The following is a 20227-nucleotide window of genomic DNA, read 5'->3' on the forward strand; positions in this document are numbered from 1 at the left end:
GGCTTAAAACCATTGTTTTAAACCCCGCAAGCTTGGTGGGAATACTAGCGGGGCTTAAATTTGCATTAAACTAACAAAGAGCCGTTGGTTGGTGCAGCTCTTTACTTGTGTTTTATTAAAAACCTTATGGCATATCTAATAATGTTTGCGTGTGGGCATCTACTTTAACTTCGTAGTTTTTAGCGCTTAAGCCCAATAGTTCCGGCAAGGTTGCCGCTATACAAATAGACGAGAACGTACCCACTACAATGCCGGTAAATAATGCAATAGCAAAGCCTTGCAGTGGTGCGCCTGCAAGTAACCAAACGCTCGCAACCGTTGCAAGTGTAGTACCCGACGTAATTAAGGTGCGCGTTAGTGTGCTTTTAATAGCATTATTAATAATGGTCGCTGGGCTAAGTACATTGTTTGATTGAACACGTAAAAGCTCACGTACTCTATCCCCTACTATTATTGAGTCGTTAAGTGAGTAACCAATAATAGCCAGTAAACTTGCCAGCACGGTTAGGTTAAATTCAATTTGTAATAGTGAAAATAACCCAAGTACGAGTATTAAATCGTGCACTAGCGCTACCACAGAGCCAACGGCTAAGCGCCATTCAAAACGCACTGCAAGGTAAATCATTACCGCAATCATTGCAGCAAACATTGCTAAACAGCCTTGATCAAATAACTCATCGCCCACTTGTGAGCCAATATAAGCTGACGATAATACCTGTGCGTTTATATAATCGTTTTGTGTAACGGCGCTTTGCCAATCAGGGCTATTAGCTGTTGTTGATGCACTTGGCGCTTCTCTTAATTGAAAATGACTATTACCTTGCGCGGTTAGCTCAAACTCACCATTGTGATTTTTAGCAATAAACGATTGAAGCTCTTTTAGCTCAACACTTTGGCTGGTTGTAAACTCAGTTAAATAACCGCCGGTAAAATCTAGGCCAAAATTTAGACCTTTTTGCGTAAGCGTAAATACTGATAACAGCACTAATATGGCGCTTAAAAGCATGCCCATAAAACGTAAACGTGTACCCTTTTCACCTTTCAAAAAATAATTAAGCATGTGCTTTTACTCCTGCTTTTTTACCCATTTTTAAATGCAACGTTTGGCTTAATATTTTTGATACGTACACACCTGTAAATACAGACGTTAAAAGTCCCAATGCTAATGTAATGGCAAAACCTTTAACGGGCCCGTAGCCTATGCCGTATAAGATAAGTGCGGTGATCATGGTCGTTATATTGGCATCAAATATTGTATTTGCGGCTTGTTTATACCCCTCTTGAATAGCTTGATATGGTGCACGGCCTTGGCGACGTTCTTCTTTAATGCGTTCAAATATTATTACGTTAGTGTCTACCGCCATACCTATGGTTAGCACCAGGCCAGCGATACCCGGAAGCGTTAACACAACCCCTGGTAATAATGACATTAAGCCCACAAGCGACGTTAAATTTAATATAAGTGCCACGTTTGCAATAAGGCCTAAACGACGATACCAAAGCGCCATAAATGCAAGGGTAATACCCATGCCTAACATAAGCGCGGCTAAGCCATTACTAATATTTTCGCTGCCGAGGCTTGGCCCTATTGTTTGTTCGTGCACAATTGTAACGGGTGCTGTAAGCGAGCCTGCACGTAGTAATAATGCCAGATCGGCTGCCGCTTGTTGGCTTTTCATATTGGTAATACTAAAACGCGAACTTAAATGCTGAGCAATATTGGCAACGTTAATAACTTCGCTTTTTTTAACTACTTCGCCTTTAGCGTTTTGAGAATACTCAGAGTAAACCGTCGCCATTGGCTTACCAATATTGGCTTTTGAAAACGCCGACATTGCATCGCCGCCTTGGCCGTCTAGGCTCAGTTGTACAAGTGGTTTACCCCAATCGTCGCGGCCTATGTTTGCATTATTAATATGGTCCCCTGTAAAAATTGGCACAGGATCGAGCTTTATGGTTCCGCCCGATTGCATATTAAATATTTGCCCGCCAATTTCTTTTAATTGATAAAAACCAAGCGATGCTGTTGCACCAATAATACGTTTTGCTTCGGTTGGATCTTGCACGCCTGGTAGCTCTATACGAATGCGGTGCTTTCCTTGGCGCTGTGTTACCGCTTCGGTAATGCCTAACTCTTCAATACGTGAACGAAGGGTTGTGAGTGTTTGCCCCATTACTTCTTTATCAAAGCTGCTGCGGCCTTGCTCCGAATAACTAAATTTGGCAGTTTTAACGCTGCCGTTATTGCTTGTTACAACGGCTAAATTAGCAAATCGGCTTTGTAGCTCTTCAATAACGGGGGTTAACTTGTCGGTTGCATTAGGCAATGCGTTTATTTCAAACCCTTGCTGAGTTTGCTGCGCTTTTACGCCATGTGCTTTTTGCTTAATGATGATTGATTTAGCTTGTTGATACGCACTGACTAATTGCTCATCAACGGCTTTATCTAAATCTACGTCTAGTACAAATAGCACACCGCCATTTAAATCAAGGCCCAGCTTTATTGGTGATAAACCAAAATCTTGTAACCATGTTGGGCTGGTTGCATGCTCAACAATTTTAACTTGCGTGTTTGGATATTGCGCTTTTATAGCCGCTTGCGCCTGAGCGCTTTTAGTTGGCTCGTTTAAAAGTATATTAATAGTGGATTGCTTATCTAAACCCTGCTCAACCTCTAGCCCTTGTTTATTTAAAAAAGTAACTAGCGTTTTAGTGCTCGGTAAAGATTGCGTTTCGCTGTGCGGCGTACTACTTACGTGCAACCACGATTTATTTGGATATAGGTTTGGTAATGCGCTGATAGCTAATAAAACCAATACAATTAGCATGGCTATATAGCTTAATTTGAACTTAGCCGTAGACGGCTTTTTATCTTTTTTAAAACTTAACATGTTGAATCCTTATTGCCAGGAATGCTAGCAACGTACTTTTTAAAAGCACAATTAATCTGCAGGCTAAAACTTTAAAAGTTAAAACCTAATAAAATTAAATAAGGAAAATTAAGCGTGGTAGGTAGTTACAGCTTTGTAGAGTAAGTTAACGTCTTTCCAGCCACTCAAACGCGACTTTTTACTATTAGTTACAAACGTATACCAAGGTTCTATAGGGTTAACAGCGCGTGGTTTTAAAAATATATGCCTAACAAGATTTTGAGCAAAAAATTCAAAAACCACATCGTATTCTGGCTCACTTTGAACAGTGTGCAAAAACAATGATGAATTATTGGCAGTTAACCTTGGTTGGTGCGCGTCAAAATCGGTTTGATGCGTTTTTTTATGTTGCGGAATATCTACAGACTTACTAATAGGCTGTATTTTAGTTAAATCGGCAATATCAGTAAGCGAAACCTGCGTACTAACATTGATATTTAAATTTTGTGAGGCGCCCATAGCATTGCTCTGCACACTAAAAAGTGCAGCAAGTAGCAAAAAGGCAGTTAAAAACACTCTAAATTTAAACATTCACGTTTTAAAACTAAAATAAGGGATGCGTAGTATATAAGGGCTAGTATTTGAAATACAATAGCCCTTAGCTATTTACTATCTAATTTAATTTTACTGAGACTTTTAATGCGCCCCAGACAAAGCAGTGAAAAACGACCAGACGCCATGAATTTACGCCAAAGTGTAGAAACACTGTGGCCCTACCTTACAAAATTTAAAGGCCGTGTTTTTATTGCACTTATGGCGCTTATTGGCGCAAAAGGTGCCACGCTTTTAATGCCTTGGGCGCTTAAAGAAATAATAGACTCGGTAGATAAGTCGATTAACCCACTGTTAGTTATTCCTGCTTTATTGTTATTGATGTACGGTGCGCTTCGTTTTGCTAGCGTATTTTTAGGTGAAATAAGAGATGCTGTATTTTCTCGCGTAACCGAGCACGCCATGCGCGATATTGGTTTAAAGGTATTTAAGCATTTGCATTCACTTGAGCTGGCTTTTCATTTAGATAGGCAAACCGGTGGCATTAGCCGCGATATAGAACGCGGTACTAGCGGGTTAAGTTTTTTAATGCGTTTTTTAATGTTTAACATTGTACCTACTTTGTTTGAAATACTGACCGTAGCGATTATTTTTGGCACGTTGTTTTCTGTTTGGTTTGCGCTTATTACATTACTGGCAGTCGCTATTTATATTACCTTTACTGTGGTGGTTACTCAGTGGAGAAACCGCTTTATTAGAGAAGCAAATTCTGCCGACAATCAAAGTAATACCCGCGCAATAGACAGCTTGCTTAATTATGAAACTGTAAAATATTTTAATAACGAACAGTTTGAAGCTAAAACGTATGACACCTTTTTAGCAAACTGGGAAAAAGCCCGTTTAAAAAATAGAATGTCGTTGCTCGCTCTTAACTCAGGCCAAGCACTTATTATCGCTTGTGCTATTACCGCTTTAATGTGGTTGGGCTCAACCGAGGTAGTTGCAGGTACACTCTCTATTGGTGAACTTGTGATGATTAACGCGTATATGATTCAGCTATTTTTACCACTTAACTTTTTAGGTTTTGTGTACCGCGAAATAAGACGCGCCCTAACCGACCTTGAAAACATGCTTGGGCTACTTAACAAAAAACCACAAATAACCGATGCACTTAATGCTAAAGAGCTCAATATTAGCCAAGGTGAAATAACATTTAATAATGTAAATTTTAGTTACGATGCGCACCGCCCGATCCTTAATAACCTTAGCTTTAGTGTTAAAGCTGGCAGCAAAGTAGCCATTGTTGGTGCCAGTGGTGCAGGTAAAAGTTCATTAGCGCGACTGCTTTATCGTTTTTATGATGTAAGCGCTGGTGAAATTAGTATCGATAATCAAGCAATAAACTCAGTAACACTTAATAGTTTACGAAAAGCCATTGCAATAGTTCCGCAAGATACCGTGTTGTTTAACACCACGATTCGTGAAAATATCGCTTACGGTAGACCATCAGCAAGCGATGCAGAAATTGACGAAGCCATTGCTATGGCGCATTTAAAAGACTTTATAGCAACACTCGATAAAGGCGATAAAACGCTGGTTGGTGAACGTGGTTTAAAAGTATCTGGCGGCGAAAAACAGCGTATTGCCATTGCACGTGCTATTTTGAAAAAGTCCCCTATTTTAATTTTTGATGAAGCAACATCTGCACTCGACTCTCATTCTGAGCAAGCAATACTTGCTGCAATGCGTGAAGTTGCCAGTAACCATACGAGTATTGTTATTGCCCATCGCCTTTCTACTATTACCGATGCAGACACCATTATTGTGCTCAAAGCCGGACGAATTATTGAGCAAGGTAAGCACGATGAGTTACTTACACTCGCCGGAGAATATGCCCGTATGTGGGAGCTTCAGCATAAAAAATAAATAGTGTGTGACCCCTCTTAGCTCGGATACTTTCAAGTATTCGAGCTAAATAAAGCTTTTATAGCGCCTATTAGCCTTTCTCTTTTCCTCTATATTAGTTTTATCGAGCACTGTGGTGATTCACCTCAAAAGGTTTGTTTGTCTGATTAATATCAATAACAATCGATAAGTTAAATATTCGTAACAATAAAAATGATTCACTGCTGCTTTAATTCAATCAGTGATACTCAGGAGTAAGTAATGAAAAAGAGTTTAATTGCCGCAGCATTAGCTGCCACATTTATTACCGGTTGTTCAAAGCCGCAAACAACAAAAACAGACGAGCAACAACCTAAAGTAGCCACTGCAGCAGTAGCAGAGAAAGCAGAGTTAGGTAGTTTTGGTGTTGATTTAACAGCCCGCAACGAAGCCGTTAAACCAGGCGATGATTTTTTTATGTATGCCAGTGGCACGTGGTATGACAACTACGTAATGCCTGCAGATAAAACCCGCTACGGTGCATTTTCAGGATTAGCTGAGCGCAGTGAAGACGATGTTAAAGCTATTATTGAAGAAATAGCCGCACGTAAAGATTTAAACGCAGAAGAAAAACTCGTTGCTGATTTTTACAATGCCTATATGGATACCGAAACACTTAATAAACTAGGTGTAGCGCCTATTAAGCCATTGTTAAGTGAAATTAATGATATATCGTCGACTGACGATTTAGCTGAAATGTTTGGTAAGTCTTGGTTAACCGGTAATAAAGCCCCTTTTGGCGGCGGTATGTGGTTTAATCGCCTAGACCCTAACAAATATGAAATGTCACTAGGTGCTGGTGGTTTAGGCTTACCAGATCGCTCTTACTACCTTGAAGACGCTGAGCGCTTTGTAAAAACCCGAGCAGCTTACGTTGCTCACATTGCTGACATGCTTGAGTTTACAGGAGTCGAAAATACCGCTGAGCGCGCTCAAGCAATTGTTGATCTTGAAACCAAAATTGCACAAGGTCATTGGCCACGTGAAAAGCGTCGTAATCGCGATTTAACCTTAAACCAAGTTGAACGTGCCGATTTAAGCACTGCTTATCCTGGCTTTAACTGGGATTTATATTTTGCGCAAACAGGTTATAAAGTACCTCAGTTAAATGTATCTCAGCCTGAACCAATAAAAGCGATGATTGAGCTAATCAATCAAGAAGATATTGCAGTATGGAAAGACTACCTAACGTATCACGCTATTAGCGGTAACGCAGGTTTACTATCAGAAGACGTATTTAATACTAACTTTGCTTTTTTTGGTAAAGAACTAAACGGACAGCAAGAGCCTCGCCCTCGTTGGAAACGTGCAATAAGTGAAATGTCGGGCACAAGTTCGCTTGGTTTTGCTATTGGTAAAATATACGTAGCGCGTTACTTCCCTGAGTCATCAAAACAACAAATGTCAGAGCTGGTTGAAAACCTTCGTACAGCCCTTGGTGAACGTATTGATAATCTAGAATGGATGGGCGATGCAACTAAAGTAAATGCGCGCGCTAAGCTGGCTGCATTTGTACCAAAAATTGGTTACCCCGATGTTTGGCAGTCTTATGAAGGTTTAAGCATTACTAAAAACGATTTGATTGGTAATGTGAAAAACATGCGTGAGTTTTTCCACGCAGAAAGTGTTGAAAAAGAGCTACAAAAAACAGACCGTAACCGCTGGGGCATGACGCCACAACGCGTAAACGCTTACTACAATAGCTCGTTTAATGAAATTGTATTTCCGGCTGCGATATTACAACCGCCGTTTTTCGATCCAAATGCCGATCCGGCTGTAAACTATGGCGGCATTGGCGCTGTAATTGGTCACGAAATGGGTCATGGATTTGACGATCAGGGTTCAAAATCAGACGAAAACGGTGTGCAACGTAATTGGTGGACTGATGCTGACCGCGCTGCATTTGACAAAAAAGCCGATCAACTGGCTGCGCAGTACAGTAAATACGAGCCAATCGAAGGTAACTTTGTAAATGGACGAAATAGCCTTGGCGAAAACATTGGTGATGTGGGTGGTTTGTCGATGGCTTATCACGCTTACAAGCTAAGTTTAAATGGTAAAGAAGCGCCTGTAATAGACGGCGTGACTGGCGATCAACGTTTCTTCCTTGCGTGGGCACAAGTATGGAAAGAAAAACGTACTGAGCAAAGCATGCTTAACCAACTTCGTGGTGGCACACATGCCCCAGGTCGCTTTAGAGCACAAGCACCACGCAACCACGATGCATGGTACAAAGCGTTTGATGTAAAACCAGGCGATGAGTTATACCTTCCTGAAGATGAACGTGTACGTATTTGGTAACTAGTATATGAGGCTATTAATTTGCCTCGTGTAATTATATTACTCAATTAGGCAACTCATTAAGTGAGTTGCCTTTTTATTGGGTTAAATTTGCTCTTAAACCTTCTTTAAGTCAGTACCAAGACGCCTCAATAAAACGTATTTTAGATGGTTTTTAAACGCGGCTGTTCTAATCTGTTTTAATACTTACTAGCCCTTGAATGCATTTACCTTTAGAATACGCATTATAATTTTATTCTATTATTTACATATATTAAGGCGAAACGCAGATGGGAAGAGCTTACCAAAACAAAAAAGATTCAATGGCTAAGACTGCGGGTGCTAAAACTAAAGTTTATTCTAAGTACGGCAAAGAAATTTATATTTGTGCTAAAAACGGCGGTGTAGATCCAGATGGTAACTTATCATTACGTCGTTTAATTGAACGCGCTAAAAAAGACCAAGTGCCAGCACACGTTATTGACCGCGCAATCGACAAAGCAAAAGGCGGCGGCGGCGAAGACTACTCAGCAACACGTTACGAAGGTTACGGCCCTGGTAACTGTATGATTATTGTTGACTGTTTAACAGACAACAACAAGCGTACCTTTGCTGATGTACGTGTTTGTTTTACCAAAGCAAATGCTAAAATTGGCGCTCAAAACTCTGTTTCACATTTATTTGATCACCTTGCTATTTTTGTATTTGACGGTGATGACGACGAAGCAGTACTTGAAGCATTAATGATGGCTGATGTTGATGTAACTGACGTAGAAGTTGATGACGGTAAAGTCACTGTTTTTGCTCCTCACACAGAGTACAACAACACACGTACAGCGCTTGAAGAAATGGGCGTGACTGAATTTGACGAAGACCTAATTAGCTTTGTGCCACAAATTGAAACGCCGATTGAGGGCGAAGACGTTGAAGTTATGGAACGCTTTTTAGCAATGTTAGAAGATTGCGATGACGTACAAAACGTTTACCATAACGCGCAATTCTAAAGAGCGATTTAGTAAGTTAGAACGACTTTAAGCCAACAGCTATGTTGGCTTTTTCATTTTTAGAACGTGGTATAAATATATGAATAATCTTACAGAGCTTAAAAGTGGCAAACTTGTTGGTGCTACTCGCCTGCAATTAGTAGAAGAGCTAACAATATTCCCTGAAGAGATTTTTAGCTTAGCTGACACGCTTGAAGTACTCGATTTATCAAATAATAACTTATCAACACTGCCTGATGAATTTGCCTGTTTAACACACCTTAAGCGTTTGTTTTTATCGTTTAATCAGTTTAAGCATATTCCTAAGGTTTTAGCTAAATGCCCTGCTCTAATTATGGTTGCGTTTAAAGGTAACCAAATTTCTGAATTTGCTTTAAACAGCCTGCCAAAAAATATTGAGTGGCTCATACTCACCGATAATACGTTAAGCGAATTGCCTGAAGACTTTGGTAATTACACCCAGCTTAAAAAGCTCGCGCTTGCGGGCAATCAACTTAAGCAACTGCCAAGTAGCATGGCGCAGTGTAAAAACCTTGAGCTTGTTAGGCTCTCCGCTAATAACTTAACACACGTAGACGACTGGCTGTTTGAACTGCCTAAACTTGCTTGGCTTGCGTTTGCCGGTAACGATTTTAATAAAGCCCAGTGCCTTACAAAGTGCAGCTTAGAAAATAAGCCTCTTGACGATTACACGCTTAGTCATGTTATTGGCCAAGGTGCATCGGGCGTTATTCATTTAGCGCAAGCTGCTAATAGCGCTGTAGCGATTAAATTATTTAAAGGTGCAATTACCAGCGACGGCTACCCGCTTGATGAAGTAAATTGCTGCTTACAAGCAGGCGATCACGCTAATTTAATTAAAGTACTTGCCTACATTGAACAAAGTGATCAGTTAGGTTTAGTAATGGAGCTAATAGATAAAAGCTTTGCTAATTTAGGTCTGCCTCCAAGCCTTGAAACCTGTACGCGTGATACCTTTAATGATGATTGCCATTACTCAACTCACGCTATTTTAAAAATTGCACAGCAAATGGTAAATACACTGCATCACTTACATGTTCGTAAAGTAAGTCACGGCGACATTTATGCGCATAACACTATGATTAACCAAAACCATGACGTTCTGTTTGGTGATTTTGGTGCTGCAACTAATTTAACGATGCTAAGTGAGTATCAACAAAAGCAACTAGAGTGGATAGAAGTAAGAGCTTTGGGCTGTTTAATTGAAGACTTATTAGGCACGGTAACCGGCGATGATAAGCAAAGTGAGCTATTTGGTGAAATGTCCGATATGGCAAAGTGTGCTATGCAACCTTCATTAAATCAAAGACCTACATTTACTGAGTTATTAGAAGAGCTGAACATATAATTGAGTAGAGTCATAAAAAAGAGCAACGCGTAGCACGTTGCTACTTTTTTAGTTTATGTTTATTAAATTAATCGAGCTCATTTAGTGCGCTTAAATGGGTAAACCTGTTGTTTAAGCATACCTACCGGCATGTAATCCCCGACTACACCATACGCTTCTGGCCACTCTTTTTGGCCTTTAACAGCAGTACCAAACGCGTAGTCTAAAAACGAAAAATGCGCAGCGTAATTGCGGTCAATCGCGGCTTTATCTGACGCATGATGCCAATGGTGAAACTGCGGTGTAACCATAAAGTATTTTAGCCAACCAAATTTCACACGTACATTTGCATGGTTAAACACAGCCTGTAAACCCACAATTATTACGTATAAACTAATTATTTGCTGTGAAAATCCAAGTACAAATATGGGCGTGAGCACTAAACTGCGCGTTACGAGTATTTCAAAAATATGCTGGCGAGAGCCCGCTAACCAATCCATTTCTTTAGCACTGTGATGTACGCCATGAAAGCGCCATAATAAAGGAACTTCGTGATAAGCACGATGCACCCAATACTGCATTAAATCGGCCACGAGTATTATTAAAAACAACTGCACTACAAATGGTGTTTGCTCTATATAACCTTGTACTGTAGATGATACAGCCCAGCCAAAGCCATAATGCACAAAGTGGTTAGTAACGAGTAATACAAAACCAATAATTAAATGGTTTACAAAAAAGTGATTTAAATCGCCTCGCCATTCGCTACGTAATATTTTTTGCTCTTTTCGATGGGGTAGCAGCTTTTCAATAACAATAAATATGAGTGTTGAGCCGAGTAAATCTAAAATAAACCAATCGAGCCCTATGTAAGGTGTGTCGGTGGCAAACTCGTTTACCTCAACGTTTGGTCCGCCAAACATAATTGCCAGAATAATAAAAAACCACGCTGTAGCCCCTAAACGCTTATTGGTATTGCGTACAAAGTTAAGTAATCCTAAACTGCCCGAGACCAATAATGATGCAAACATAAGCTGACGTAAAAAGTCGACACTGTAGCTTTTTCTCAGTTCTGGTGTGGTTAAGTATTCAGGAAAGTGAAACGCTAATACGCCTAAGCAACTCAGTATTGCTAAAAAGCAGGCTATGTAGCCACTTATGTTGCCCTCACCTATCTGAAGATGATTTGTGCGAAATACCTTTCGTGATAAAGCTCTGATCATTTTTATTATTCCTTGCTTCGTTGAGTTGATTAAATACAACGAAATTCCATTGATTTACACACCCACATATTAACAAAATTTAGGGTATAAAAAATACAAATAGTTCCCTCTATAGTCTGAGTTGCAAATATACAGATAAACCAAACGCAAAAAAGCCACGCAATGCGTGGCTTGGTTGGATAAAGCTAAAACTTTACATCATTAGGGCTGTATTATAAAAACGCACCTAATGTTTTAACTTGGTCTAACATGCGGTTTGAGAAACCCCATTCGTTGTCGTACCAAGCCATTACTTTAACTAGATTGCCATCGGCTTTAGTTTGCGTTGCATCAAAGATAGATGACGCTGGGTTATGGTTAAAGTCGATAGAAACAAGCGGAAGCTCATTATATTGTAAAATATCTTTCATTGAACCCGTTGATGCTTCTTTCATGATTGCATTGATTTCTTCTGCAGTCGTATCGCGCTTAGTAATAAACGTAAAATCAACTAAAGATACGTTGATTGTTGGTACACGTACCGACATACCGTCTAATTTACCAGCAAGTTCTGGTAATACTAAACCAACAGCTGCCGCAGCACCTGTTTTAGTTGGGATCATAGATTGAGTTGCACTACGAGCACGGTATAGATCTGGGTGGTATACGTCAGATAGGTTTTGATCATTCGTATAAGAATGAATCGTTGTCATACTCCCCTTTTCAATACCTACGGTGTCGTTAATTGCTTTTGCAAGTGGTGCTAAACAGTTAGTAGTACACGATGCATTTGAGATGATTTGGCTATCAGCGTTAATTACATCGCTGTTTACACCATGAACCACTGTTGCATCCATATCTTTACCTGGAGCAGAAACGATTACTTTTTTAGCACCCGCTGTAATGTGCTTAGCAGCGTCATCACGTTTAGTGAAAAAACCAGTACATTCTAAAACGATATCTACGTTTAATGCTTTCCACGGTAAATTTGCAGGGTCGCGTTCTTGCGTTAACGTAATTACGTCATCGTCAATTAACATGGTGTTATTTTCAAGTGTTACTTTTTTAGAAAATTGACCATGAACTGAGTCATACTGCGTTAAATGTGCATTAACGTTAGCAGGTGCTAAATCGTTAATTGCTACAATTTTAATTTCGCTGTTTTGAGCTGACTCATAAAGTGCACGTAAAACATTTCTACCGATACGGCCGTAACCGTTAATTGCTACATTAATCATTTTAGACTCCTATTTAAGTTCACTTGCTTGGCGAGCAAGCGCTTCAATTGCTTGCCAGTCTTTATTTTCAATTAGTTGTTTATCTAGCATCCACGTACCACCCACACAAATAACGTTGTTAAGCGCTAAATAGTTCGGTGCAGTTGCTAGGCTAATGCCGCCAGTTGGGCAAAAAGTAATATGTGGTAATGGGCCACCGATTGATTTAAGCATTGCTGTTCCGCCTGCAGCTTCTGCAGGGAAGAATTTTAAATACTTAAAACCATGCGACGCAAGTTGCATAACTTCACTTGCAGTTGCAGCGCCTGGTAAAAATGGTATATCTGATGTTTTAGCCAAAGCAATAAGCTCATCGCTCACACCTGGACTCACCATAAAATCTGCACCTGCGGCAACCGAAAGATCAAAACTTGCTTTATCTACTACCGTACCAGTACCTACATAGGCTTCAGGTACTTCTGCTTTCATCAGCTTTACAGCTTCTGCAGCAATAGGTGTACGTAGTGTTATTTCTAAGGCTTTTAAGCCACCGTTATATAACGCTCTTGCAAGTGGTGCTGCATCTTCTAATTTTTCGATTACAACCACTGGCACTACGGGTGCCGATGCTAAGATTTTTTCAATACTCATTACTTGTTCCTCATTACCCAGTATGGCTAATATTTATTCAAGTCCAAAAGCACTCGCGCCTAAATCGGCACTGCTTACGATATTTCTAAATCCAGTAAATAATTCGCGACCTGTACCAAATGTTGCACTTGGCAGGCTAAGTTCTGCTTCACGTTTAGCAAGTTCTTCGTCGCTAACGTGTACTTTTAATATTCCGTTTGGCGCATCAAGTGTCACTAAATCACCTTCTCGGATTTTAGCAATAATGCCGCCTTCTACTGCCTCTGGTGCTAAGTGAATAGCAGCTGGTACTTTACCTGATGCACCCGACATACGACCGTCAGTAACAATGGCTACTTTAAAGCCTTCATCTTGAAGCGTTGCCATTACTGGCGTTAATTTATGTAGCTCTGGCATACCTTTCGCTTTAGGACCTTGCTCTTTTAGCACGGCAATAAAGTCTTGGTTTAATTCGCCACGCGTGTATGCATCTTGCAGAGCACTTTGTGAGCTAAATACTTTTGCAGGAGCAGTAACAACCTGATGTTCGATAGCAACAGCTGACACTTTAATAACAGCTTTACCTAAGTTACCCGTTAGAAGTTGCAGACCACCTTGCTTACTAAAAGGGTTACTCACTGGGCGAAGTACTTCTTCATCGTGTGAGTTTGCTGGGCAATCTACCCATTTAACTTTAGTTGGGCCGGTTGAGTTGCTCATGATCAGGCTATCGTCTTTATCCAAACGAGGCTCTGTCATGTAAGGTGCTAAACCATCGCCTAGCATTGTTTTAACGTCTGTGTGCAAGTAACCAGCACTTGCTAGCTCTCGCATTAAGAAACCCATACCGCCAGCTGCTTGAAAGTGGTTTACATCTGCAGAGCCGTTAGGGTAAATACGTGTAAGTAGTGGTACAACTTCTGATAAATCAGACATATCTTTCCACGTAACCTGAATGCCCGCCGCTTTTGCTATCGCAACAATATGAATAGCATGGTTAGTAGAACCACCTGTAGAAAGCAGGCCTACTAAACCGTTTATAATCGTTTTTTCGCTGATCACATCGGCTAAACACGGGCTTTCTTTATCATCTGTAAGCTGCTTAAGCATAGTTTCTACAGCATTACCTGTAAGACCATCGCGAAGCTCAGTGTAAGGATTAATAAACGAACTACCTGGAAGGTGTAAGCCCATTATTTCCATTAACATTTGGTTTGAGTTTGCAGTACCGTAGAACGTACAAGTACCTGCGCTGTGGTAAGACGCGCTTTCAGCCTCTAATAAGTCTTCGCGACTTACTAGACCTTGTGCAAATTTTTGACGAATACGTGCTTTTTCTTTATTCGGAATACCTGATTGCATTGGACCTGCTGGCAAAAAGAACACAGGTAAATGACCAAACGACAATGCACCAATTAATAAACCCGGGACGATTTTGTCGCAAACGCCTAAACAAAAAACACCATCAAACACATCGTGTGAAAGCGATATTGCCGTAGACATAGCAATTACATCACGAGAAAAAAGCGAAAGTTCCATGCCGTCACGCCCTTGCGTAACACCATCACACATTGCAGGAACGCCACCAGCAACTTGTGCTGTAGCATCGTATTTAGTAGCAATGTCTTTAATTAAATCTGGGTAATCTTTGTATGGCACATGAGCCGATAACATATCGTTATATGAGTTGATAATAGCAAGATTTGGCTGCTCATCAGCCTTTAAGCGCGCTTTGTCATCACTGCTACATGCAGCCATAACATGGGCTATATTTCCGCAACCTAAACCGGCACGAACTCTTGTTTGTTTTTTTGCGTGCGAAATACGTTCTAAATAATCTTGACGGGTATTTTTACTGCGTTCGATAACGCGCTGGGTAACTTCTTGAATACGAGGATGTAACATAATTTAACTCATCTCTATTAGTTAGAGGATAAAGGCTCAGTAGCAACTACAGACTCCACGTAAATAACTGTACTGAGCATCTTTGATTTACCCGTTCAAAGGTACGCTACCAGGGAGCCTCTCACAACAGCCCTGACACCGGTGTCACTGTATTAACGCATAGCAATGACACCGGTGTCAACCCCGGGTAACAAAAATAGTTTAATATTTTAACATGACCGAATAATGACCTAATTGATTTTTAGGCACAAAGTATATTTTAGCAAGTTCAGAGCAAAAAAAAGCCCGAATAAGCGTCACTCATATTCGGGCTACTGTGAAAGTGTTTTTAACTCTATTTTATCGCAGAGGTAGACTCGCGTGTAATCAAGCGTGACTCAAGCGTTACCTGATACGGCTGTTCTTGAGGTTGAGCTATGTGTGAAATAAGTTGAGTTACGGCTTGTTTAGTCATCTCTTCAACGGGCTGTGCAATAGTCGTTAAACCAGGCCAAATATGACGTGCAATGGGTGCATTATCAAAGCCGGCTATTGAAATGTCATCAGGCACTTTTAATTGGCGCTGGGTAGCTAATTTTAATACCGCTGCCGCCATGTAATCGTTTGATGCAAATACAGCTGTTGGCCTAGGAGACAAATCTAAAATACTGCGTGCACTATCTACACCTGAGTGATAACTAAAGTTACCCTCCTCTACTAAGCGCTCATCAAACTCTATTCCATGGCTTGCAAGTGAACGCCTGTAGCCTTTAAAGCGTTGTTGAGTGGCACTGTGATCCGGGTGCCCTTTAATAAACGCTATAGATTTATGCCCAAGGCTAATTAGATGCTCAGTAATTTCAAATGCGCCTTGCTCATCATTACTACGAACTGAAATAGAATCATCTTGAAGTAAAGCTGACGCAACTCTTGCGTAAGGGATTTTTTTAGATTTTAAAAAAGCAACAAGCTCAGCAAAATCACCAAAAGGAGGTGTTAGCACAATGCCATCTAATCGAGAAGTCTGTAGTAATTGCTCAATATTATTTATAAGGGCTTCACCACGAAACTCACAAGGATGTATCAATAAATTATAGTTATTTTCTTTGCATGCTTCTAAAGCACCCGTTTGCACGCGAGTAATGTAGCTTTTACTTGGGTTATCGTAAAGACACCCAATAATAAAGCTACGATTTTGTGCGAGGCCTCGTGCAATTGGATTTGGGGTGTAATCGAGTTCTTTAAATACCGCAAGCACCTTTTCTCGGGTTGCAGCACTAACATTAGGCTCGTTATTTAAAACGCGTGATACGGTTTTTTTAGAAACACCAGCATGACTTGCCACACTGTTTATTGTTACTTTTTTCATCACTCTATTTTTCCAAATGCGAACAAGGAAAGCTCCTTATTTGCTGTTGTGCAAACACGCTGCGGCACCAATTAGTGGAATATTATCTTGTGTTACAAGTATTACAGGAATTTGCCCTGCGTATTGCGACATAATACCCTTTTGAGAAAATCGTTCAACAAAACGACTCTCAAGAAGTCTTGCTTGCATACGAGGCAGTATTCCACCGCCAATAAATAGTCCGCCTAAAGCACCGTAAACAACGGCTAAATCGCCAGCTACACTGCCGATCCAATCACAAAATTGATTAAGCGTTGCATCGCACACAGCACATTCACCGCTATTTGCTAGACTACTTATTTGCGCAGCATCTAAATTTTTAGCTGTTACACCCTTAACCGCAGACATCGCTTTGTATAAATGCGTTATGCCAGGGCCTGAAAATACAGTTTCGATAGAAACATGGGGATGATCTTTACGTAATTCATTTAATAGTAAAGTATCGAGTTCATTAACTGGTGCAAGCGATATATGCCCCCCTTCTGAACTTAAAACAGCGGTAGATTGCGACGTTCTAACTAAGCACGCGGCACCAAAACCAGTACCTGGACCTATAACACCAATGTTAGCATTGTCATCAGCTTGACCTGATTTAACAATGACATTTTGTTTAGGATCTAAGTAAGGAGCCGCATATGCAAAAGCAGCAAAATCGTTAATGACTTCTAGTTGCTGTAAATCAAAATGAGTTTTAAATTCACTAACACTAAAATGCCAACCTAAATTGGTTAAATGTACCTGCCCAGCTTTTATTGGACCTGCAACGGCTAAACATGCGCGTTTGGGTGTAATATGCGAGACTGTTTGTAAATATTGCTCAAGCGCACTTTCAAGTGAACCAAAATTAGCACTAGGAAAAATATTAATGTGCTCTATTACAAATTGGTTAGTGTGCTCATTAAAAGCAGTTATTAAAGCAAAGCGGGCATTGGTGCCGCCAACATCAGCAACTAAGATGGGATCAAATTGGGCAGAAGAGTTTAGGCTCATAGTATTATCTCTTTTGTTAAGCGACTCGTGCTTATTATTTTACAATGGTATACCATTGTTATTTATACTTTGAGCTATCACCTCAAAGTAGCTATCACAGTAAAAAATGCTGCCTATAAAATATATAAACAGCGAATACGTTTTGACAACAAAATGATAAAACATTTATATTATGACACCGGTGTCAGCCGTTTATCAATAAAAATATACGTTAATTCACAAAAAGCTTGAAATTATTCATTAATAACCGAAAATGGCACAATTATTTATCAAATTAATTAAGTTGTAACAATGAAAGGTAAAGCCACCTCATTTGATATTGCCCACTATGCAGGGGTATCTCAATCAACTGTATCTCGCGCTTTACGTAACAGCCATCTTGTTAATGAAGAAACACGTAAACGTGTTTTCGATATAGCTAAAAAGCTTAATTATAAAGTTGATAAAAATGCCAGCAACTTGCGTACACAACAAAGCAGCACACTTGCATTACTTCTTTTCGAAGACCCTACTTCTGATGAGTCACAAATTAATCCTTTCTTTTTAGCCATGCTTGGCAGCATTACCCGTGCTTGCGCTAAAGAAGGTTACGATTTATTAGTATCATTTCAATCGGCCAGTGCTGATTGGCAAGCAGACTATGAAGATAGCCACAGAGCCGATGGTATTATTTTACTCGGTTATGGCGATTACATTGATTACCAACCAAAATTTAATACCTTACTTGAACAAAACACTAAGTTTGTTTGTTGGGGTGCAACGGTTGATAATCGCCCAGATTTAACTGTTTGTTGTGATAACTACGGTGGCGGTAAGCTTGCCGCTGAGCACTTTATTGCTCACAGCAGAACTGACTGCGCTTTTATTGGTGATGCATCTGATCATAGCCCTGAATTCTTTAGTCGTTTTCAGGGCTTTAAAGATGAGCTACTGGCTAACAACGTAAAAATAAACGAACGTAAAATGGCTAATGCTATATCTACTGAAGAATCTGGATATCACGCCACTCGTTCGCTTATCGCTAATAATATTAAATTTAACGCCTTATTTGCTGCAAGTGACTTAATTGCTATTGGGGCTATACGTGCACTTAAAGAAGCAAATATTAACGTGCCAAAAGATGTTGCGGTAGTCGGCTTTGATAACATAGCCATTGCTAGTTATGTAAACCCACCGCTGACGACGATAGAGCAAAACACCACTGTTGCTGGGCAAATGCTCGTAGAGAACTTATTAAAACTGATACGTGGTGAAGAAGTGCAAAGTACCCTATTAGCTCCTATTCTAATTCCTAGAAGGTCAAGCTGAGCCTGCCTGATAAAATAAAGCAGAATTAACAAACCATTTTAATTGCCAGTTACAACTACTTAAATTTTATTCAGTATATTTTTATCTATTCATTTCACTTTTCTTTCTGATGTATTCCTATCTCACAAAATTCAAAATTCAAATATAAAAAAAGCCTCTAATGAGTAATGCCGATCATTTAAGAATTAGTTAATAGCACTTGAACGATCTTCTAGGTATGTAAGAATCCGAATTCTTTTGTAGAATTCGGATTTTTTTATGCAACTTTCTAATGCTCTCGATATTATTAACAACATCAAACCTAATGACGTTGAAACACTCGCAGATTTACTCCCTTTATCTCTTATCGAAGAAGCCTATGCACTGACCGAAACCGTTACACTACGAAAAAGAAAACTAACCCTAGAATCGATGGCTTGGTTGTTGATCGGGATGGTTATTTATAATGACAAATCGATGGCCGATGTCGTTAATATGCTCGACATTGTTGACCGCGATGGTAAGCCATTTGTTGCGCCAAGTGCTTTAACTCAGCGTCGTAAAAACCTAGGTGAAGCCGCCATGAAAGCCTTATTTGAATGCACCCAAAGGCATTGGAATAATGGCGCTAATCATCCTCATTGGAATGGGCTTACCTTGCTTGGTGTCGATGGTGTTGTTTGGCGTACGGATGACTCACCCCAAAACAATGAAGCCTTTACAAAACCGACCAATACACAATACCCACAGGTCAGAATGGTGTGTCAAATGGAGCTAAGCAGCCACCTAATCACGGGGAGTGCTTTTGATGATTACAAGGTCAATGAAATGGTGCTGGCTGAAAAGCTTATAGAAACCACACCCGATAACAGTCTCACTTTATTCGACAAAGGTTTCTATTCTTTAGGGCTTTTACATAAATGGCAAACGACTGGCTGTGAACGTCACTGGCTAATCCCCCTGAAAAAAAATGTGCAATATGAAGTTATTCAAACATTAGGGCGTAATGATAAATTAGTCCAACTTAGCAGCAACCCAAGAGCAAGAAAGATGTGGCCAACGCTGCCTGACACCTTAATAGCGAGGTTAGTGACTCGAAAAATAAAGGGTAAATCATACAGTGTGATGACATCGATGACAGATCCGATGCAATATCCGTCAGCCGATATAGGCGATTTATATAGTCACCGCTGGGAGATAGAGCTTGGTTATCGCGAACAAAAGCAATATATGCTGGGTAATCGATTAACATTAAGAAGTCGCTTACCTGCGCTTGTAAAACAAGAGCTGTGGGGAGTGTTGCTTACTTATAATATGGTGCGATATCAGATGGTAAAAATGTGCCACACATTAAAAGGTGATTATTTACCATACCAACTCAGTTTCAATGGTAGTTTAGCTCAAATAATGAGGTTGCTTGTTGGATTACCTTATTCAACACATGGAGCCATACCACGTCAATTAAAATACTTTTATGCGATGGCAGAAAGCCTCATTCTAGAGCCACGAAGGGAGCGAAGTTTTCCTCGTTCAGTCAACCCAAGACCACAGCGGTACGCTAGAAATAAAAAAGCCGCTCACCTTAAGTGAACGGCATTAGCCTCTAATGAG

15 protein-coding genes are annotated in these 20227 nt (G+C 40.2%); 6 read left to right on the forward strand and 9 right to left on the reverse strand.

Going from position 1 to position 20227, the window contains the following annotated elements; genetic code table 11:
• Positions 1-124 precede the first annotated feature (124 nt).
• The 3 genes from secF to PARC_RS09870 all read right to left on the reverse strand — a co-directional run bounded on the left by secF (position 125) and on the right by PARC_RS09870 (position 3461).
• Positions 125-1060: a protein translocase subunit SecF gene (gene secF, locus PARC_RS09860; protein ID WP_010555054.1), complete on the reverse strand. Its 936-nt coding sequence runs from the start codon at positions 1058-1060 to the stop codon at positions 125-127.
• Positions 1053-2891, reverse strand: coding sequence for a protein translocase subunit SecD (secD, locus tag PARC_RS09865; protein WP_010555053.1), 1839 nt, complete (start codon positions 2889-2891; stop codon positions 1053-1055). Before secD ends, secF begins: the two co-directional genes overlap by 8 nt.
• Before the next feature lie 108 nt (positions 2892-2999).
• Positions 3000-3461 (reverse strand): hypothetical protein, encoded by a 462-nt coding sequence (locus PARC_RS09870; RefSeq protein WP_010555052.1) that lies wholly within the window; start codon positions 3459-3461, stop codon positions 3000-3002.
• 108 nt (positions 3462-3569) lie between these two features.
• Between PARC_RS09870 and PARC_RS09875 the strand changes: the two genes are divergently transcribed.
• From PARC_RS09875 to PARC_RS09890, 4 genes are all read left to right on the forward strand, one after another.
• The gene (locus PARC_RS09875) at positions 3570-5348 is read left to right on the forward strand and encodes an ABCB family ABC transporter ATP-binding protein/permease (RefSeq protein WP_050576404.1); all 1779 of its coding nucleotides are present in this window, start codon (positions 3570-3572) and stop codon (positions 5346-5348) included.
• Positions 5349-5588: 240 nt separating this feature from the next.
• Positions 5589-7667, forward strand: coding sequence for a M13 family metallopeptidase (locus tag PARC_RS09880; RefSeq protein WP_010555050.1), 2079 nt, complete (start codon positions 5589-5591; stop codon positions 7665-7667).
• A 269-nt stretch (positions 7668-7936) separates the two neighbouring features.
• Positions 7937-8650 (forward strand): YebC/PmpR family DNA-binding transcriptional regulator, encoded by a 714-nt coding sequence (locus PARC_RS09885; protein WP_010555049.1) that lies wholly within the window; start codon positions 7937-7939, stop codon positions 8648-8650.
• A gap of 79 nt (positions 8651-8729) precedes the next feature.
• Positions 8730-10019, forward strand: coding sequence for a leucine-rich repeat-containing protein kinase family protein (locus PARC_RS09890; RefSeq protein ID WP_010555048.1), 1290 nt, complete (start codon positions 8730-8732; stop codon positions 10017-10019).
• A 77-nt stretch (positions 10020-10096) separates the two neighbouring features.
• Here PARC_RS09890 and PARC_RS09895 read toward each other — a convergent pair whose 3' ends face one another.
• The 6 genes from PARC_RS09895 to glk all read right to left on the reverse strand — a co-directional run bounded on the left by PARC_RS09895 (position 10097) and on the right by glk (position 17329).
• Entirely contained in the window at positions 10097-11221 is a 1125-nt protein-coding gene (locus tag PARC_RS09895; RefSeq protein WP_010555047.1) for a sterol desaturase family protein, read from the reverse strand.
• Between the two features lie 212 nt (positions 11222-11433).
• A complete protein-coding gene (gene gap / locus PARC_RS09900; RefSeq protein ID WP_010555046.1) occupies positions 11434-12438 on the reverse strand; it encodes a type I glyceraldehyde-3-phosphate dehydrogenase in 1005 nt (334 codons plus the stop codon).
• A 9-nt stretch (positions 12439-12447) separates the two neighbouring features.
• Entirely contained in the window at positions 12448-13068 is a 621-nt protein-coding gene (gene eda / locus PARC_RS09905) for a bifunctional 4-hydroxy-2-oxoglutarate aldolase/2-dehydro-3-deoxy-phosphogluconate aldolase (RefSeq protein ID WP_002959756.1), read from the reverse strand.
• A 33-nt stretch (positions 13069-13101) separates the two neighbouring features.
• Entirely contained in the window at positions 13102-14952 is a 1851-nt protein-coding gene (gene edd, locus PARC_RS09910) for a phosphogluconate dehydratase (RefSeq protein WP_007582619.1), read from the reverse strand.
• Between the two features lie 334 nt (positions 14953-15286).
• Positions 15287-16300 carry a LacI family DNA-binding transcriptional regulator gene (locus PARC_RS09915; RefSeq protein WP_010555045.1) on the reverse strand — a complete coding sequence of 338 codons (1014 nt, stop codon included), beginning with the start codon at positions 16298-16300 and terminating at the stop codon, positions 15287-15289.
• A 36-nt stretch (positions 16301-16336) separates the two neighbouring features.
• Positions 16337-17329 (reverse strand): glucokinase, encoded by a 993-nt coding sequence (gene glk, locus PARC_RS09920; RefSeq protein ID WP_010555044.1) that lies wholly within the window; start codon positions 17327-17329, stop codon positions 16337-16339.
• Positions 17330-17620: 291 nt separating this feature from the next.
• Between glk and PARC_RS09930 the strand changes: the two genes are divergently transcribed.
• Together PARC_RS09930 and PARC_RS09935 are read left to right on the forward strand one after the other, a co-directional pair.
• The gene (locus PARC_RS09930; RefSeq protein WP_007582612.1) at positions 17621-18637 is read left to right on the forward strand and encodes a LacI family DNA-binding transcriptional regulator; all 1017 of its coding nucleotides are present in this window, start codon (positions 17621-17623) and stop codon (positions 18635-18637) included.
• Positions 18638-18895: 258 nt separating this feature from the next.
• Positions 18896-20206, forward strand: a complete 1311-nt coding sequence (locus tag PARC_RS09935; protein WP_010555043.1) for an IS4 family transposase — start codon at positions 18896-18898, stop codon at positions 20204-20206.
• The last annotated feature ends 21 nt before the right edge of the window (positions 20207-20227 follow it).

The organism is Pseudoalteromonas arctica A 37-1-2, from assembly GCF_000238395.3.
Lineage (GTDB): Bacteria > Pseudomonadota > Gammaproteobacteria > Enterobacterales > Alteromonadaceae > Pseudoalteromonas > Pseudoalteromonas arctica.

What these genes read in the sequence shown, in the direction of transcription:
- eda (WP_002959756.1), bottom strand. Translation starts at nt 13,068, where the DNA reads ATGAGTATTGAAAAAATCTTAGCATCGGCACCCGTAGTGCCAGTGGTT.
- glk (WP_010555044.1), bottom strand. Translation starts at nt 17,329, where the DNA reads ATGAGCCTAAACTCTTCTGCCCAATTTGATCCCATCTTAGTTGCTGAT.
- gap (WP_010555046.1), bottom strand. Translation starts at nt 12,438, where the DNA reads ATGATTAATGTAGCAATTAACGGTTACGGCCGTATCGGTAGAAATGTT.
- secD (WP_010555053.1), bottom strand. Translation starts at nt 2,891, where the DNA reads ATGTTAAGTTTTAAAAAAGATAAAAAGCCGTCTACGGCTAAGTTCAAA.
- PARC_RS09890 (WP_010555048.1), top strand. Translation starts at nt 8,730, where the DNA reads ATGAATAATCTTACAGAGCTTAAAAGTGGCAAACTTGTTGGTGCTACT.
- edd (WP_007582619.1), bottom strand. Translation starts at nt 14,952, where the DNA reads ATGTTACATCCTCGTATTCAAGAAGTTACCCAGCGCGTTATCGAACGC.
- PARC_RS09915 (WP_010555045.1), bottom strand. Translation starts at nt 16,300, where the DNA reads ATGAAAAAAGTAACAATAAACAGTGTGGCAAGTCATGCTGGTGTTTCT.
- PARC_RS09935 (WP_010555043.1), top strand. Translation starts at nt 18,896, where the DNA reads ATGCAACTTTCTAATGCTCTCGATATTATTAACAACATCAAACCTAAT.
- secF (WP_010555054.1), bottom strand. Translation starts at nt 1,060, where the DNA reads ATGCTTAATTATTTTTTGAAAGGTGAAAAGGGTACACGTTTACGTTTT.
- PARC_RS09885 (WP_010555049.1), top strand. Translation starts at nt 7,937, where the DNA reads ATGGGAAGAGCTTACCAAAACAAAAAAGATTCAATGGCTAAGACTGCG.
- PARC_RS09895 (WP_010555047.1), bottom strand. Translation starts at nt 11,221, where the DNA reads ATGATCAGAGCTTTATCACGAAAGGTATTTCGCACAAATCATCTTCAG.
- PARC_RS09930 (WP_007582612.1), top strand. Translation starts at nt 17,621, where the DNA reads ATGAAAGGTAAAGCCACCTCATTTGATATTGCCCACTATGCAGGGGTA.
- PARC_RS09875 (WP_050576404.1), top strand. Translation starts at nt 3,570, where the DNA reads ATGCGCCCCAGACAAAGCAGTGAAAAACGACCAGACGCCATGAATTTA.
- PARC_RS09880 (WP_010555050.1), top strand. Translation starts at nt 5,589, where the DNA reads ATGAAAAAGAGTTTAATTGCCGCAGCATTAGCTGCCACATTTATTACC.
- PARC_RS09870 (WP_010555052.1), bottom strand. Translation starts at nt 3,461, where the DNA reads ATGTTTAAATTTAGAGTGTTTTTAACTGCCTTTTTGCTACTTGCTGCA.